General features: G+C 67.8%; 16 protein-coding genes and 1 pseudogene. 6 read left to right on the top strand and 11 right to left on the bottom strand.

The annotated features are described in order from the left end of the window. Position 1: 1 nt before the first annotated feature. From NC4_RS19730 to NC4_RS19700, 8 genes are all read right to left on the bottom strand, one after another. The gene (locus tag NC4_RS19730) at positions 2 to 241 is read right to left on the bottom strand and encodes a ferredoxin (protein WP_218021230.1); all 240 of its coding nucleotides are present in this window, start codon (positions 239 to 241) and stop codon (positions 2 to 4) included. Continuing rightward, complete coding sequence (locus NC4_RS19725; protein ID WP_439957538.1) at positions 238 to 1,683, bottom strand: cytochrome P450; 1,446 nt, start codon at positions 1,681 to 1,683, stop codon at positions 238 to 240. Before NC4_RS19725 ends, NC4_RS19730 begins: the two co-directional genes overlap by 4 nt. Positions 1,684 to 1,814: 131 nt before the next feature. Continuing rightward, on the bottom strand, positions 1,815 to 2,507 hold the full coding sequence (locus tag NC4_RS19720) for a hypothetical protein (protein ID WP_067540461.1): 693 nt from the start codon (positions 2,505 to 2,507) through the stop codon (positions 1,815 to 1,817). A gap of 62 nt (positions 2,508 to 2,569) precedes the next feature. Then, a complete protein-coding gene (locus tag NC4_RS19715; protein WP_169814833.1) occupies positions 2,570 to 3,529 on the bottom strand; it encodes an oxygenase MpaB family protein in 960 nt (319 codons plus the stop codon). A 101-nt stretch (positions 3,530 to 3,630) separates the two neighbouring features. Continuing rightward, positions 3,631 to 4,209, bottom strand: a complete 579-nt coding sequence (locus NC4_RS19710) for an alpha/beta fold hydrolase (protein ID WP_157554916.1) — start codon at positions 4,207 to 4,209, stop codon at positions 3,631 to 3,633. A 66-nt stretch (positions 4,210 to 4,275) separates the two neighbouring features. Continuing rightward, complete coding sequence (locus NC4_RS39170; RefSeq protein ID WP_084529419.1) at positions 4,276 to 4,485, bottom strand: alpha/beta fold hydrolase; 210 nt, start codon at positions 4,483 to 4,485, stop codon at positions 4,276 to 4,278. Beyond that, a complete protein-coding gene (locus NC4_RS19705; RefSeq protein WP_084529519.1) occupies positions 4,482 to 5,432 on the bottom strand; it encodes an SDR family NAD(P)-dependent oxidoreductase in 951 nt (316 codons plus the stop codon). The genes NC4_RS39170 and NC4_RS19705 overlap by 4 nt, the downstream gene beginning before the upstream one ends. Beyond that, positions 5,429 to 7,078 (bottom strand): flavin-containing monooxygenase, encoded by a 1,650-nt coding sequence (locus NC4_RS19700; protein WP_084529417.1) that lies wholly within the window; start codon positions 7,076 to 7,078, stop codon positions 5,429 to 5,431. The genes NC4_RS19705 and NC4_RS19700 overlap by 4 nt, the downstream gene beginning before the upstream one ends. Positions 7,079 to 7,202: 124 nt before the next feature. Here NC4_RS19700 and NC4_RS19695 point away from each other — a divergent pair, with 124 nt between their 5' ends. Then, positions 7,203 to 7,940: a TetR/AcrR family transcriptional regulator gene (locus tag NC4_RS19695; protein WP_067540449.1), complete on the top strand. Its 738-nt coding sequence runs from the start codon at positions 7,203 to 7,205 to the stop codon at positions 7,938 to 7,940. A 10-nt stretch (positions 7,941 to 7,950) separates the two neighbouring features. Here NC4_RS19695 and NC4_RS19690 read toward each other — a convergent pair whose 3' ends face one another. Next, the gene (locus tag NC4_RS19690; protein ID WP_067540446.1) at positions 7,951 to 8,292 is read right to left on the bottom strand and encodes a hypothetical protein; all 342 of its coding nucleotides are present in this window, start codon (positions 8,290 to 8,292) and stop codon (positions 7,951 to 7,953) included. Further along, positions 8,279 to 9,712: an ABC1 kinase family protein gene (locus tag NC4_RS19685; RefSeq protein WP_067540443.1), complete on the bottom strand. Its 1,434-nt coding sequence runs from the start codon at positions 9,710 to 9,712 to the stop codon at positions 8,279 to 8,281. Before NC4_RS19685 ends, NC4_RS19690 begins: the two co-directional genes overlap by 14 nt. A 252-nt stretch (positions 9,713 to 9,964) precedes the next feature. Here NC4_RS19685 and NC4_RS19680 point away from each other — a divergent pair, with 252 nt between their 5' ends. The 4 genes from NC4_RS19680 to NC4_RS19665 all read left to right on the top strand — a co-directional run bounded on the left by NC4_RS19680 (position 9,965) and on the right by NC4_RS19665 (position 13,719). After that, positions 9,965 to 11,290 (top strand): ABC1 kinase family protein, encoded by a 1,326-nt coding sequence (locus tag NC4_RS19680; RefSeq protein ID WP_169814832.1) that lies wholly within the window; start codon positions 9,965 to 9,967, stop codon positions 11,288 to 11,290. A 199-nt stretch (positions 11,291 to 11,489) separates the two neighbouring features. Further along, the gene (locus NC4_RS44735) at positions 11,490 to 11,711 is read left to right on the top strand and encodes a 4Fe-4S dicluster domain-containing protein (protein WP_067540437.1); all 222 of its coding nucleotides are present in this window, start codon (positions 11,490 to 11,492) and stop codon (positions 11,709 to 11,711) included. A 38-nt stretch (positions 11,712 to 11,749) separates the two neighbouring features. After that, on the top strand, positions 11,750 to 13,117 hold the full coding sequence (locus NC4_RS19670) for an FAD-dependent oxidoreductase (protein WP_067540432.1): 1,368 nt from the start codon (positions 11,750 to 11,752) through the stop codon (positions 13,115 to 13,117). Between the two features lie 23 nt (positions 13,118 to 13,140). Continuing rightward, positions 13,141 to 13,719 carry a hypothetical protein gene (locus tag NC4_RS19665; protein ID WP_067540429.1) on the top strand — a complete coding sequence of 193 codons (579 nt, stop codon included), beginning with the start codon at positions 13,141 to 13,143 and terminating at the stop codon, positions 13,717 to 13,719. Between the two features lie 5 nt (positions 13,720 to 13,724). On the opposite strand, the gene NC4_RS19660 is transcribed toward NC4_RS19665, so the two are convergent. Beyond that, positions 13,725 to 14,369, bottom strand: a complete 645-nt coding sequence (locus tag NC4_RS19660) for a TetR/AcrR family transcriptional regulator (protein WP_067540426.1) — start codon at positions 14,367 to 14,369, stop codon at positions 13,725 to 13,727. Between the two features lie 113 nt (positions 14,370 to 14,482). Here NC4_RS19660 and NC4_RS19655 point away from each other — a divergent pair. After that, a pseudogene (locus NC4_RS19655) lies at positions 14,483 to 15,334 on the top strand (MlaE family ABC transporter permease). Positions 15,335 to 15,385 lie beyond the last annotated feature (51 nt).

The raw sequence follows: 15,385 nt of genomic DNA, 5'->3' as shown, positions 1-15,385 counted from the left end.
TTCACTCCTCGCTGACAGTGATTGCGCCAGAAGGGCATTCGTTCACAGCGGCGCGGACGAGGCCGACGCTCTCCTCCGGCACGTCCATGGGGCCGCAACCCGTCCGCTTGCCGGCCTTCACGGCGGCTACTCCGTCCGCGTCGAACTCGAAAACGCCGGGGGCGGTCCGGACGCAGTAGCCTGCGGCCTGGCAGACCTCCTGGTCGATCGAGACGCGGATGCTCATCGCGCGTGCGGTCATGGGGCGCTCTTCGTCGCCGTCCCGATGCGGGTGACTGTGACGGGCAGCCCACCCTTGACCGTGGTCGACAGCCCGAAGCTGTGGCGCGGATGCCACCCCGCCGGTGTGTGCAGGCGGTAGCGCTGGAAGATCAGCGCCAGCAGGAACTGCGCGTTCATGTACCCCATCGCCGAGCCGACGCAGCGGTGCCTGCCGGTGCCGAACGGGATGAACGCGAGATTCGGTCGGGCCTTGACGACGTCCTCGTCGGTGAAGCGGGTCGGGTCGTAACGGTCTGGATCGGGCCACCAACGCTCGTCGCGGTGCAGCACGTACTGCGGGATGCCGAGGAGGGTCCACTGGGGGATCGGGTACCCGCCGATCTCGTCGTCCTCGAGCGCGAACCGCATGTTGAGCGGGGCGCCCTGGAGTCGCTGCCCCTCGTCGAAACAGGCCTTCGCCCAGGTCAATCGATTCAGGTCCGCGAAGGTCGGCGCCGCGCCGTCGAGCCCGTCGACCTCGGCGTAGAGCGCCTCGGCCGCTTCCGGGTTCTCGCACAGCAGCGCGAGAGTCCACGACAACGAGGCGACCACGGTCTCGTAGCCGCCGCCGATCAGGGTGAGCAACTCCATCTTCAGGTCGCGGGTGCTGATCGGGGTGCCGTCCGCGTAGCGCGCCTCGAGCATCATGTCCAGCAGGTCGTTGTCCCCGGTGGGGTTGGCCCGGCGGTCGGAGATCAGGCGGCCGACGGTTCGCCACGCGCGCAGGACCGCGCCCGGCACGCTGTCGACGCCCGGGAGCGGCACCAGGTTGGGCGGGCGGGTCAGGGTCATCGACGCCCCGGCGAAGCGCATCCCGATGCGCATGTCGACGTCCAGCTCGGCGATCTCCTGTTCGGTGATCGATGCCGAGAACATGGCCCGCAGGAACCCGGGCAGCGTGACACGGGCGATCTCGTGCTGCAGGTCGACCACCCGGCCCGTGTCGGCCCACTGCTCCCAATCTGCCACGCGCGCAGCGAATTCCGCGCTGATCGTGTCGGCGATCCGGGCCAGATGCCGATGCCCGAACATCGGATTCAGCGTCTTGCGGCGCGCACGAAAGTCGGGTCCGTCCATCATCGGCGTAGAGGCCCCGACGGTACGGATCAGCCGCTCGAACGGCCCGACCATGCTGTAGCGAGTCTCGGCGTCGCCGAGAATGTGCGCGACGTAGTCGGGATGGTTGAAGACGACGAAGTCGAATCCCGGTAGCGGCACCCGGAACACGTCGCCGTAGCGCCGCGCGCAGTGGCGCAGGTACTCGTACGGGTCCCGGGTGTACAACGGCCACACCCCGACGCCGGGCAGGCCCACCGGACCCGGTGGCAGCGGCCCCGGGCGACCGCGGCCATCGAGCGCGCGTGCGGCGAAGCCGACCGGGTGACGGGTGGGCCAGAGCGGGTCCTTGGCCAGCGCCCCCACCAGGCTGCGCCGACCGCGATCGAGTCGCGCTGGGACCGGCTCAGCCGAAATGGGCCGATCACCTTCATGGCGGGTTGCTGCGCTGGCTGGCGTCGCAGGCAGCTGGCCCGCCTCCGCGTGCGTGAATTGGCTCATGCGACACCGGCTTTCGCGCCATGTCGCCCCGCGCTTGCTCCGGCGCCGACCTGCGGTCTGGGGTAGACGGTCGCCGAACGCAGCCCGGGCAGCAGCCGCTGAACCGCGCCGAACGCGCGCTGGAACGCCGCCTGGGACGGCAGGTGCAGGGGAATCGGCAGCGCCCGGCCGATCGCGGTGAGCATGTCGAAGTCGGTGTCGATCCGCGCGATCCGCCACACGCCGTCCTCGCGGCGCATGATGTAGCGGTCCACCCCGACGATATTCAACGCGCGCGGCGAGAAACGCGGGCGGCCGATCGCGCGCCACGGGATCGTGATTCGAACGACGTCGTCGCCGAAGTCGAAGTACGGCAGCGCGCGCAGCGTGTCGTCCTGCGGGTAGAACCCGAGATCGGGGATCAGCCGGAACGCCAAGGCGTACAGATCGTACTCGGTCTGAGTGGCCTGCCAGTCGACAGACCCGATGGTCGGGTCGGTGTACATCAGATCGTCGGTCAGGCACTCCCGCAGCAGCACGGTCGAGCGCTGTTCCCAGGCCGTGAACCACTGCAGGAAGAAGTCCGTCAGACCGTCGGCCGGGAACCCGGCCTCGACGTATCGCTGCTCCCGTTCCCGGCATCGTTCGATGAACCCGGGCATCAGGGCGTTGTACTTCGCTTGTTCGGGATTGGGACGATGGTCGAACATCGCGTCGTCTCCTCTTCGTAGGCTTCGTAGGCGCAGCTGCGCGGGTTTGCCGGGCACCGGTTTCATGCGCTCTCCGCCGTGGCCGTGTCGGCCACGAGCGTCCTCATGTTGCGGATCAGCCCGAGCGTTTCGTCGTCGATGAATTGCCGGGTGTAGCGGTCGCCGATCGACCGGATCGACAGCGCTGCCAGCGCGAGGGACCCGGCCGAGCCGATCGCGTCGATGACCGGGTCGGCTGCCCGCGGGATGCGGTAGACCCTGCGCAGCGGGCGGGGGAGGGCCGCGGGCGTGGTGGGGACCGCGCCCGCGGCCACCACCACGGCCCAGGGCATCAGCCGAGCCTCCTGCCACGACGTCGGCCGCAGCACCGCCTGCAGGAGATCCATTGCGGCCCGGAAGATTTCGGGCGTGAAGCGGTACTCGTCTCGGATGCTGTCGTAGTAGCGCGCGACGGCGGCGACCGAATCGGGCACCATCTCCCGGGGTGCCCCCATCAGCTCGCCGAAGGTGACCAACTCGGCCCAGTAGCGGTCGCGCTCGGTGGCGGACAGCCGTCGCCGGCGCCCTCCGCGGAAGGTGTGCGTCTCGTAGATCCGCAGCGCGGCATGCCAGATCGTGACATGCGCGAAGATCACCATCGCCGGCGATTGGGCGTCGTAGGGTTCGCCGCTGTCGACGACGTGACCGGTCATCCGCGCATGGATGGCCCGCAGTCGCCGTGCCGCCCAGTCGGCCGTGGCGGTGTCCCCGGCGACGATCTGGATCACGGGCCGGGCGGTGCGTCGCGCCCGCTCGAGGAGCAACCCCGGGCCGCCGGTCTTCTGCCGGGCCGCGAGGACCACAGGGTCGTGGTCGACTTCGACGCTTTGCACCGACGGATGCGGGGCCTCGAGCACGCCGGTGACCGCCTCCCACAGGGGCACCAACTGCGGCCCGAGCAGGACCTGCCACACCACCGAGGACGGGCCGAAGTAGCCGTAGTCGGGCTGACCGTCAGCGGTCGTCGACTGGCCCGCGGGCACGGGCGCGGGTCCGCGCCGGACAGCCGGTCGTCTCGGCGGTGTGTGTGTCGCGGTTGGCATGGGTCCTCCTGCCGGAGTTGTGTCTGGGGACATGTCGTGTCTCATGCGGGCGCTCCCTTGTGACCGGCGGCCGGGTCGCTGACCAGCACCCAGCAGTCGCCCGCGAATATCGCGATCCGCTCGGCGAGCCGCCTTGGACGCCAACGCAGGTCGGCGAGGGACGCGGTGCGCACGAGCTCGGCCGCCGGCAGCTCCTCGACCAGACGCCGAGCATCGGAGAGGCTGTGCACCCGGTCGATCGGGTGCACGCCGATGACAAGCGCCGGTGCGGTGACTCGCCGTCGCTCGTCGCGCGGCGGCCCGACTCGACCGAAGTGAATGCCCTGGAGGAACGCCACCGAGCCGTGCGGGTCGCGGGTGAGCACATCGCGCCCGAGGCCGATCAGGCTGCCGTCCCGCGCGGGAAGCAGGCGAGCGGCCAGGCCGATCGCCCGGAGCGCGTGACCCCCGAAGGTGAACAGCCCGAAGGCCGGGGACCAGAGCAGCGACATCTCCACCTGGGAGTCCTCGAGGAACGGTCCCTCGCAGACGAGGCCGACCACCCGCTCCGGCGCTCTGCTCGCGCACTCCAGCGAGATGTTCGCGCCGATCGAGGTCCCGCCGAACACCGCACGCCGCACGCCGAGCTCGTCGAGCGCGCCGAGGACTTGTTCGCCGAGCTTGTCGCTCGTGTAGCGCCAAACCTCTTACGCCGCAACGGGTTCGGGCTCACCGAGCAGGTCGAGGCAGAGGACGCGGAAGCCGCGTGCGGCGAGTTGCCGCGCGAGTGGGGCCTGCATCGCTCGCGACATCAGCAGCGCGTGCAGCAGCACCACGACGCGCTCGCCCGAACCGTACTCGTCGTATCGCACGCGCTGGCCGTCCACGGTCACCGTGCCGCTGGTCACCTGACTCATGTCGGACGCACCGCGGTCTCGGCACCCGCGGCCGCACCGTTTCGATCGCCTCTCGCCGAGGCGCCCGGGAACAGCCGCTCGAGCATCTCGAACGCCCCGCGAACAAGATCGGGATTCGCCACTCGCGCGGAGATCTCGCGCACGAGCCCCGGCGACAGCCGGTGCAGGGCGTAGAACGCCAAGGACTCGGCGCTCACCGGCACGACCGCGAGGTCGAACCGGACGGCCAACTCGATCGCGCGGGCGACCAGATCGGGGCTCGCGAACGCGAACCGCTCCTGGAGCCCGCCCATCCGCTCGAGGGAGGCGGCGCTCGCGTCGGAGCTGAGCGCAGCGCTGGTGGCGTGGCGCGAGAGGCCGGTACGAGTCGCGCCCGGACAGATCGCCGATACGCCGATCCCGTGGCGCCGCAGGTCGATTCGCATCGACTCGCTCAGCATCAGCACGCCCGTCTTGGAGACCGAATAGGCGGCACCGTCGATATTGGGGGCCCACGCCGCAAGGGAGGCCACGTTCACGATCTGCCCGCCGCGCCCGTGATCCACCATCTGCTGCGCGAACACCCGGCTGCCGTGCACGACCCCGTACAGGTTCACGTCGATCGTGCGCTGCCAGTCGGCGACGGAGTGTTCGAGGAACGAGCCGACAACCACGAGCCCGGCATTGTTGACCACGATGTCTGCCCCGCCGTGCTTGGTGGCGAGCAGCCGCGCGAGCCGCTCCCACTCGGCCGGCTTCGTCACGTCGAGTCGCTCGACGATCGCCACCCCACCGTCGCGGTGGATCAGCGCGCCGGTCTCCTTCGCGCTCTCGCGGTCGATGTCGGTCACTACGACCCGGTCGCCCGCGCGGGCGAACCGTCGGGCGACGGCACGCCCGATCCCGCTCCCGGCACCCGATACGACGACGAGGCGGTCGCCTGTCAGGACACGGCTGCGCAGCCTCATGAGTTCCTCCCCGCCGCCTGTGCGACCGCCTTGGCCCGGCGCGTCGGCCGGGAGCCATTGCGCCGCGCAGACGGCCGCCAAGTCGTGAATCGGTAGTCGTCGAGCGGGAAATGGCGACTTGCCCAGCGCGCCTGCAGTGTCGTCGACGGCCGGATGTACGGGCTCTCGCCCTGTGCGTTGATGTAGTAGCTGTGCAGCCCGGGATTGCGCTCGACGATCCAGTGCGCGAGGTTGCGGCCGCGCTTCATGACGCTCGCGTGGTAGGCGGCGTTGGCCTCGGGCCGCACTTCCACGGTCGTGGCGCCGCGTTCGCGCGCCGCGGCGATCGCCCGGACGGCGTGGCGGGTCGTGATCTCGATCTGCTCGGGCCAGCCGGGGAACGTCCACGAGTACGGCCCGCACGCCATCCAGCGGTTCGGCAGCCCGGGGATGCTGACGCTTTCGTACGCCTGCATCCCCTCGTTCGTGTAATAGTCCGCGAGGTCGAGCCCGTCGCGGCCGACGACCGCGTCCCGCCAGCTTTCCGGCTCGGAGAAGACCTCGAAGCCGGTCGCCAGCACGAGCGCGTCCACCTCGCGCTCGACCCCGTCGACCGTGCGAACGCCGCTCGCCGTGATCCGTTCGATCGGCGTCGTGATCAGGTGAGTGTTGTTGCGGTTGAACGTCTTCAGAAATTTGCTCGATGCCGTTGCACGCTTGGCCCAGATGCCGTAGTCGGGCAGCAGCTCACGCCGCGTCTGCGGGTCACGGACCTGCGTCGCCAAATAGCCGCGGTAGCCCCGCTTCATGGCCCAGTCGGCCGCCGCCAGCCCCGTCTTGGCGACCGTCGGCGGGGTATATGTCATCACCGCCATCAGCGCCTCCGTAGCCACGATCACGCCGCCGAACACGCCTGCCGTCACGCCCGGGATCCGCATCAGCCGCCGCACCGCGACGGGGATCGTGGTGTCCGGAATCGGGACGCACCACGCCGGGGTGCGCTGGTAGACGTCGAGGCGCTCGACCTCGGGCGCGATCGTGGGCACGATCTGGATCGAACTCGACCCGGTGCCGACCACTGCGACGCGCTTGCCGCGGAGGTCGTAGCTGTGATCCCACCCCACTGGCCGCAACAGCTTGCCTTTGAAGTCGGCGATCCCGGCGATCCCGGGATCGCGCTTGGGGTTGAGAAACGCCCCCACCGCGGAGATTACGAACCGCGCGCTGATCGTCTGGCAGTCGGGCAGGCGCAGCCGCCACAGATGGTTCTCGTCGTCCCAGACCTCGCGGACCACCTCGGTCCGCAGGCGGAGATGCGGGCGCAGCCCGAAGCGGTCGACCATCTCGTCGAAGTACGCCTTCACCTCCGCGCCGCGCGGGAATGTGCGCGTCCACTCGGCGTTGCGTGCGAACGAGTACTGGTACGCCAGGGCCGACGAGTCGACCGCGACCCCGGGGTAGTCGTTGTCCCGCCAGCTTCCGCCGATGTCGTCTGCCCGATCGAGGATCGCGAAGTCCTCGATCCCCGCGCGCCGCAGAAAGATGCCGGCGCAGATCCCGCCCGGCCCGGCGCCGATCACGACCACCTCGTGGTCGGGACGCTCGGGGGCGCCCGCACCGTTGGCACGCGTGGTGGCCGGGGGCCTCGGCGATGAGTCACTGGACATGGATCCTTCTCCTCGTTGAGAACGGTCCGTGCTGGATGTCGGGTCGGTAGAAACCGGGAGTACCGAGTGGAGTCTGGTCCGTTGCGGCACTGGACAACTATCAATCTGATGGATCTTTCTTCAGATGGGGGTGTGTCAGGATGTGGGCCATGACCACATCCCGCCGGTACGGCGGCATGAGCGCCGAAGAACGGCAGGCCGTGCGAGGTTCATCGCCGCCGGACGGGAGCTGCTCGCCGGTGAAGGCCTTGCCAAGATCTCCATCACCAGCCTCTGTGCCCACGCGGGCTTGATCGACCGGTACTTCTACGAGAACTTCGCCAACCTCGATGCGTTCCTGGACGACGTCGCCGATCAGATAGCCACCGAAGGCGCCGCCGCGATCTACGCGCGGGTGACCGCCGCTGGATCGGACGACCCACGGGAACGTTTGCGGATCGTCATAGAGGGCTCCCTCGACGAGCTGACCGGCGAGCCGGTATTCGCACGGATGCTCGCCGACCTGCGGGCCGATGACCAGCAGGGTAAGGAGATGCTGCTGCGCCACCGCGAAGCCTTGACCGGCAAGGTCGCCGACCTCACCGGCCAGTACGTCGAGCTGGTCTTCGGATCCCAGCGGTACGAAGCGGCCCAAGCGCGGGCAGCCATCGTCTTCGTTGTAGGCGGCTCCGCCGACATGGTCACCAACTGGCTCACCGGCAAGCTCGATCTCAGCCGCGAGGAATTCATCGAGACCTGCACCAACCTGCTCTTCTCGGCGGGCATGAGCTTGCTGGAAATGCTCAGCGGCCTGCCCGGCGAATCACTCGGGTTCGGAGTCCTGAACTCGCCTGGATCGACCGGCCCGCCGGTCGGCGATTAGCCATGGCGGCTCAGACGGTGAGAGAGCTTGTGCGCGAAGGCGGTTCCTCGATCCGTATGGTTTCGGCGATCCGCGACGTCAGGCGCGAGAGCATCACGATCTGATCGCCGAGTTCGGCGAGCTGGTCCTCGAGGTGCGCGAACCGCTGATTGAGTGATCGGACCAGAGTGTGCACGGCGGACAGCTCGGTCGCGGTCGGCAGGTCGAGCAGGCCCAGGATCGTGTCCTGAAGCTGTTGCATGGCCTGCCGGGCATCGTCCGCGCGGTGCAGGGCTTCGGTTCCGACCGGGTTGTCGAGCACGGCGTTGGCGGCCTTGAGTGTGGCTTCTTGAAGCAGGTCAATGGGATTCACGGTGGGCTCCGGTGCGGTCGGGTCGGATGATTGCCGCCGGGCCGCGGAGGCTGCGGAACTCGGCGTCCAGAGTGCCGAGGTCGGTGGCAGGGGCCTCGTCGAAGAGCATTTCGCGCAGGATGGCGTTCCAGTCGCCGGTGGCCTCGAGCTGGCCCAGGGCGGCCACGACCATGCCCATCATGCGGGCCGCCAGCACCGTGGTCGAATCCGCGGATTGCTTGCGCGAGAAGGTGAACTGGGACGCCGTCGGATCGATCATCCCGGCCATCATCGCGTTGACGGCATCCTGTTCTATGGTCAGCGGCCCTCGATGCTGTGCCCACCAGAACAGCCGCTGCGCGAAGTCGAACGCCTGCTGCGGTGGAACCGCGTCGGTCGCGGCGATGCCCGCGGTGACGAACGCCTGATACACCGAGTCGGGGGTGCCTTCGACGATGCCGCGCATCAGGGCGCGCTGTTCCTCGAAAGCCGTTCTGTCCAAACGCTTGTACAGACCGAAGTCGAGGAACGCGACGCGGCCGTAGGCGGTGACGAGGAAGTTGCCCGGATGTGGGTCCGGGGAGAACTGACGATGGGTGAACAGTCCGCCGAAGTAGAAGCGGAACACGATTTCGGCGATGCGGTCGACCTCGCCGACCGGTCTCCCTTTGACCTGCTCGAACCGGTCGCCCTCGATGAATTCGGTGACCAGCACCCGTTGTCCGGACAGCTCGGTGAACACGTCGGGGATGACGATGAACGGGTGATCGAGGTAGAGCCGGGCGGCCAGGTGCTGGTTTCGGGCCTCGAGCTCGTAGTCCAGCTCCTCCTCGATGCGATCCCGGATCTCCTCGGTCAACGCCGCCCAATCCATGTTGGGCACAAGCACTTTCGCCGCTTTGAAGACCAGCGACAGATTCCGCAGGTCGGACCGCACCGCCTTGTCCACGCCCGGATATTGCACTTTGACGGCGACCTGCGCGCCGCTCTCGCGCAGTACGGCGCGATACACCTGCCCGATCGACGCGGCGGCGATGGGGGTGGTGTCGAAGTCAGCGAAGACCGCATCCACTCCGCGGCCCAGATCGTTCTCGATGACCCGGGTCATCTTGTCGAACGCCACGGGCGGTGCGGAATTCTGCAGCGTGGCCATGGCCCTCTGCATGTCCTCCCGCATCTCCTCCGGCCACAGACCGATATCGAACATCGACATCATCTGGCCGATCTTCATGGCCGCGCCCCGCATGGTCCCGAGCCCGGTCACCAGCGCCTTGGCCGCCTCGGCCTGTCGTTTCTGCAGGGTGGCGCTCCTGTATTCGGCGCTGCGGCCCGCCGTGGCGATCTTCGTCCCCACCTGGCGCGCGGCCTGCCCGGCGACGACTCGCCCGAGCATCGCGCTGCGCGCCGCCCGTGAGGTGGGGATCTTCTTTTTCGCGGGCATCAGGTCTCCTCGAGGCCATGGACATTGTGGACACATTATGTTGTAACTGTAACGTCCGCAAGATGGTCAATGACTTTCGCGTCGATGTAGTCGAGAAGCTGCTCGCCCCTTCGGGTTTGGTTTGCTCGGGCGTAGCGCCCGATTGCTCCGAGTCGATGCGGGTGGTGAAGCGGACGTTGCTCGTGTCGGATATCCGGGCTAGTTTGTCGGCAACGGTGTGACGTGGGTCGCATCGGTAGGATGGGTGCGGCGATGGATCGGTCTCGATCGAAGCGGGCGGCGCGGCTGGGCGTGCTGGCCGGAACCGGGGCGGCCAAACACGCCGCGGTGCGCACCGCGAATGTGGTCCGGTCCAAGGAGCGCGCCGACGCGGCCATGTTGCTGCACAGCGAGCGCCTCGCCCGGCAGGTCGTGGCCTCCCTCGGCAGTATGCGCGGCGCGGCGATGAAATTCGGGCAGCTGCTCTCCATCCTCGACACCGGCGTGATTCCGCCCGGACAGCGAGAGTTGTTCCAGGCCAAACTGGCCGAGCTTCAGGACGATGCCCCGAAGATGTCGTGGCGGGTCATGCGGGCTCAGCTCGAGCGGGAGCTCGGTGTGCCGCTCAACGAGGTCTTCGCCGGCTTCGACAGGAAGCCTGTGGCCGCGGCCTCTATCGGCCAGGTGTACCGGGCGCGGCTGTCCGACGGTCGGGCGGTCGCGGTCAAGGTGCAGTATCCGGGCGTGGACGAGACGGTCGTCGCCGACCTCAAGAACATCCGCGTGATGCTCGGCTTCTACCGCCTGCTGCATCCGGGGCTCGATGTGGTCGCGTTCGCGGGTGAGTTGGAACAACGGTTGCGCGACGAACTCGACTACGAGCTCGCGGCCGCCAATACCCGCGCCATGGCCGATGCCTTCCGTGGTCACCCGTTCATACGCATCCCGGACGTCATCGGCGAGTGGAGTCGGCGACGGGTTCTGATCACCGAATGGATCGACGGCCGACCGCTGTCGACGGCGTTCAACGGGCCCGTGGAGGTCCGGAACCGGGTGGCGGAGATCGTATTCCGCTTCTACGGCGAGACTCCCTACCGGCTGGGCATGTACAGCGGCGACCCGCACCCCGGTAATTCCCTGCTGTTGGACGACGGCACCATCGCATTCCTGGACTTCGGTCTGCTCAAGCGGATCGATCACGCTACCGGCGCGGCCGAACTGACCGCCTTACGCGCTTGCGCGGCGGGTGAGACCGAGCAGCTGGCGGCCATTCTGCAAGCGCGGGGGTTCGTCGCGGAAGGGCAGTATGTCGCCGACGAGCTGTACGACACCTATCTGCGCAGCTTCGGCTGGTATCTGCGGGATGTGGACTGCGAGGTCACCACCGCCCATGCGCGCGAACAGATTTCGGCGCTGATGCTGCCGCAGAGCACCAGCATCCGCCGCTACAACCTCCCCGTCGAGCACGTGGTGCGGCTGCGCGCCGAAGTGCAGGTGGCGGCGATTCTCGGGCAGCTGCGCCCGCGACTCAACCTGTACGCCATCGCCGGAGAGTGGGTCGACGGCGCGGACCCGGTGACCGAACTGGGTCGCGCATAACGGGTGTGGTCTTCGCACCCGCAAGTCGGAGTCTGAGGCAGCGTCTTTCGAACGGCTAGTCCCCATGGGCTCGCCGTTCTTCATGTCCGCGACCGTCGTGTGGGTGAACCCGCCACCTGTGGACGAATGCTACACAAGATGATAAATATGTAGCGAGGCGCTCGGCGTCAGCCGGTCTCGTTTCAAAGGAGCGACAGAGATGGCCTACGTGATCACCGAACCGTGCATGTCCAGCAAAGACGCCTCCTGCGTGAACGTGTGCCCGGTCGACTGCATTCACCCGGCTCCGGACGAGCCGGGCTTCGCCGAGGCGAAACAGCTCTACATCGACCCCGCCGAGTGCATCGACTGCGACGCCTGCATGCAGTCCTGCCCGGTGGACGCGGTGTATCCCGAGCGCCGAGTGCCGCTGCAGTGGTAGCCGTTCATCCAGGTCAACGCGGATTTCTACGTCGGCCGATGATCGACGACAGGACTGTGCGGGTGGCGGTCGTAGGCGCGGGACCGGCCGGGTTCTACACGGCCTCGCACCTACTCGACCAGGCCGTCGCGGTGGACGTGTTCGACCGACTGCCAACGCCGTTCGGGCTGGTGCGGGCCGGAGTGGCGCCCGATCATCCGAAGATCAAATCGGTGAACCGGGTCTTCGAAAAGATCGCGCGGCGACCGGGATTCCGGTTCTTCGGCAATGTCGAAGTCGGCCGGGACATCGGCTGCGGGGAGCTCGCGCGCTGGTACGACGCGGTGGTCTACAGCATCGGAGCCGAACGCGGGCGCCGTGCCGGTCTTGTCGGAGAGCTGTTGCCGGGCAATCATTCCGCCACGGAATTTGTGGGCTGGTACAACGGTCGTCCGCAGCACCGCGATCTGTCCGTGGACCTGTCCGGTACGCGAGCGGTGGTGATCGGCAACGGCAATGTGGCGCTGGACGTGGCCCGCGTACTCGCCTGCCGGGCGGATCGGTTCGTCACCACCGACATGGCGGACCATGCACTGCAAGCCTTGTCGCACAGCCGAATTCGCGAGGTCGTCGTGCTCGGACGACGCGGTCCCGCGCAGGCGTCGTTCACCACCCTGGAACTGATCGATCTGAGCGAACTGCCCGACGTGGATGTTGTGGTGGACCCTGCCGACCTGGCGGACGCGGAAACAGGCGAGGGAATCGTCGGCTCGAATCTGGAGATCCTGCGCGAACTCGCCGGCCGTCAGCCGTCAGGGCGGGCGCGGCGGATCGTATTCCGTTTCTGCAGTGCGCCTTTGGCCTGCTACGGCGGGGATCGAGTGCGCGGACTCGAAGTGGCCCGCACCGAACTCGTGCGGGTCGGCGATCGGGTGCTGTCGCGCCGGACACCGGATACCGAGCTGCTGCCCGCCGGTCTGGTAGTTCACGCGATCGGCTATGCCGGACAGGGATTGCCGGAGCTGCCTTTCGATCCGGATCGCGGCACCATCCCGCATAACGGCGGCCGGGTCCGGGAGGACGGCGGGGTTCTTCCCGGGCATTACGTGGCGGGCTGGATCAAACGCGGGCCCAGTGGCGTCATCGGCACGAATCGGTTGTGCGCCAAGGAAACCGCCGAAGCCCTGCTCGCCGACGCGCGCGCCGGACTGCTGTCGCGCGCGGACACCCTGGCTCCGGAATCGGTCTCCGCCATTCTGGCCCGCCGGGTGCCCGGCCTGGTCGACTATCGCGGCTGGACGGCCATCGACGCCCACGAGCAGGCATGCGGCAGTCATTGGGGGCGGCCCCGGGTCAAGTTCACGCGGGTGGCCGACATGCTGCGCGCGGCCGGGGCCTCGCCAATCAGGAGATCGGCGCATCAGTGAAGCCGAAAACGACAGGAGATGTCATGGCAACCGATACCGTCGCTGCGAAACCCGCGACCGAAGAACCTTCCACCGCAACGCGAACCGTAGCGGTACGGATGTCCACCCTGGTCTACTCGCTGGTCGTCGCATTGCTGCTGGCCGCTCTGGGCACCTTCGGCGTGCTGTGGGGTATGGCTCGCGGCGAGCTCTCCGACCGCGACGCGACCTCCGCCGACCAAGCGCACGCGGAGCGGGCCGCCACCGATTACGCCGTCGGCGCGTCCACCATCGACTACCAGAACATCGACGCCTGGACCGGAAAGCTCAAGTTCAACACGACATCCGAGCTCGCCGCCAAATTCGACGCCACCGCCCCGAATCTGCGCGACATCCTCACCCCACTGCGCTGGACTTCCGCCGCCACCCCTATCACCGCCAAGGTGCTGTCCGATAACGGCGGCGTCTACACGGTCGACGTCTTCCTCACGGTCACGGCCACCAGTGCACAGAATCCCGACGGCGCCGTGACCACCGTGACCTATAAGGTGACGGTGAACAAGAACGCCGACTGGAAGATCACCGATGTCGGCAGCCTCGACGCGGGAATGCCGATCAAATAGCCCGGCTACACGGGCGGCGGCAGTAGCGGCCGCAGCGAGAACTCCACCATCGCGGTGAGATCGTGTTCGGTCGGCTGGACGAGCAGGCCGAGAATGGTGCGCGCCAGCAGTTCCGCGGCCATGCTCGGGTCGTCGCCGCCCAAACGCGCGGTGGTCAGCAGCGGGGTCGCGACATCGATGAGTCGGCGCATCGTGTGTGTGCCCAGATCGGAACTGGCGATCGCGCCGAGCGTTTCGGGTTCGTGCTCGATGATGCGGCGTGTGATCGGGTCCTCGCGGCCGAGCGTGATCAGGCGGACGACCGTGTCGATGAACATCTCCCGCCAGTCCTGGCCGTTCAGCAGTGCCAATCCGATCTCGTCCATGAACCGATGGACGATGCGCGCCCCGACCAGGAGCAGCGCGTCGTCCACCGAGTCGACCTGGCGGTACAGCGTGGTGCGTGCGACGTGCATCTCGCGCGCCAGATCCGACATCGAGGTGCGCGCGAATCCGTAACGGGTGATGCACCTTTCGGTGGCGTCCAGCAGCGGATTCAGCGAATCCGACGGGCGCGGAACGGATTCCATGGACAGCAACGCCTGTAAGAGGTTCGCGGCCCGTTCGGAGGTGGCGGCGACCTTAGCGGGGGTGGTCGTCTTGGCGGCCATGGGCCTCACAGTAGCGCGTCGGAATACACACGCAAAGAATCAAATGGGATACATACGCTACGAATTCTGTCTAATATGTAGCGAGCCGTGAGTATTCTCGAGGAGAAACCAGGATGATCAGTCTGGGGAGAGCGCCCTCCGATCAGCGGGATTCGCTGAGGCGGGTGGTGCGCCGGAACTTCGCCGAAACGGTCCTGAGCAGTCTGGAAACCCTCGGCCGCACCGTGGCGCTGGCGATCGAATCCGTGCGCGGCGCGATCGCCGATCTGGTGGCGCGGCGCTTCCACTGGGCCGAAACCCTCAGGCAGGCATAGTATCTCGTTACCGTTACCGCCGTGCCCGCGGTACTCATGGCAATTCCGTTCGGCGTCGTGGTCTCGGTGCAGGTCGGCAATCTGATCCATCAACTCGGCGCGGACTCCATGCTCGGCGCGGCCGGAGGTCTGGGCATCATCCAGCAGGGCGCGCCCATGGCGACCGGACTGCTGCTGGGCGGCGCGGGCACCGCCACCATCGCCGCCGACCTGGGGGCGCGCACCATCAGGGACGAGATCGACGCGCTGCGGACCATGGGCATCAGCCCCGTGCACCGCCTGGTGATACCGCGCATGGTCGCCATGCTGTTCGTCGCACCACTGCTCAATGTGCTGATCATCTTTGTCGGCGTACTGGCCGGTTATGCGGTCGCCACCGGCATCCAGGGCGTCACGCCCGGCAGTTACTGGGCCACCTTCGGCGCCTTCGCCTCGTTCACCGATCTCGTCATCTCCCTGGGCAAGGCGATGGCGTTCGGCTTCCTGGTGGTGATCGTGGGCTGCCAGCGTGGACTGGAGGTCAGGGGCGGGCCGCGCGGGGTGGCCGACGGGGTGAACGCCTCGGTGGTGCTGTCGGTCGTGGCGATCGCCATCGTGAATGTCGGCATCACCCAGGTGGTCACCATGTTCCATCCGATGCGGGTGGCGTGATGGCCGCGCCGTACGCCCCCGAGGGGTTGCACTGGGTCTACGCCGCGTCCG

The sequence above is a fragment of the Nocardia crassostreae genome, assembly GCF_001613405.1.
Taxonomy (GTDB): Bacteria; Actinomycetota; Actinomycetes; order Mycobacteriales; family Mycobacteriaceae; genus Nocardia; species Nocardia crassostreae.
This window is presented reverse-complemented; position numbering and strand designations above follow the sequence as displayed.

What these genes read in the sequence shown, in the direction of transcription:
- NC4_RS19730 (WP_218021230.1), bottom strand. Translation starts at nt 241, where the DNA reads ATGACCGCACGCGCGATGAGCATCCGCGTCTCGATCGACCAGGAGGTC.
- NC4_RS19720 (WP_067540461.1), bottom strand. Translation starts at nt 2,507, where the DNA reads ATGTTCGACCATCGTCCCAATCCCGAACAAGCGAAGTACAACGCCCTG.
- NC4_RS39170 (WP_084529419.1), bottom strand. Translation starts at nt 4,485, where the DNA reads ATGAGTCAGGTGACCAGCGGCACGGTGACCGTGGACGGCCAGCGCGTG.
- NC4_RS19705 (WP_084529519.1), bottom strand. Translation starts at nt 5,432, where the DNA reads ATGAGGCTGCGCAGCCGTGTCCTGACAGGCGACCGCCTCGTCGTCGTA.
- NC4_RS19700 (WP_084529417.1), bottom strand. Translation starts at nt 7,078, where the DNA reads ATGTCCAGTGACTCATCGCCGAGGCCCCCGGCCACCACGCGTGCCAAC.
- NC4_RS19695 (WP_067540449.1), top strand. Translation starts at nt 7,203, where the DNA reads ATGGGGGTGTGTCAGGATGTGGGCCATGACCACATCCCGCCGGTACGG.
- NC4_RS19685 (WP_067540443.1), bottom strand. Translation starts at nt 9,712, where the DNA reads ATGCCCGCGAAAAAGAAGATCCCCACCTCACGGGCGGCGCGCAGCGCG.
- NC4_RS19680 (WP_169814832.1), top strand. Translation starts at nt 9,965, where the DNA reads ATGGATCGGTCTCGATCGAAGCGGGCGGCGCGGCTGGGCGTGCTGGCC.
- NC4_RS44735 (WP_067540437.1), top strand. Translation starts at nt 11,490, where the DNA reads ATGGCCTACGTGATCACCGAACCGTGCATGTCCAGCAAAGACGCCTCC.
- NC4_RS19670 (WP_067540432.1), top strand. Translation starts at nt 11,750, where the DNA reads ATGATCGACGACAGGACTGTGCGGGTGGCGGTCGTAGGCGCGGGACCG.
- NC4_RS19665 (WP_067540429.1), top strand. Translation starts at nt 13,141, where the DNA reads ATGGCAACCGATACCGTCGCTGCGAAACCCGCGACCGAAGAACCTTCC.
- NC4_RS19660 (WP_067540426.1), bottom strand. Translation starts at nt 14,369, where the DNA reads ATGGCCGCCAAGACGACCACCCCCGCTAAGGTCGCCGCCACCTCCGAA.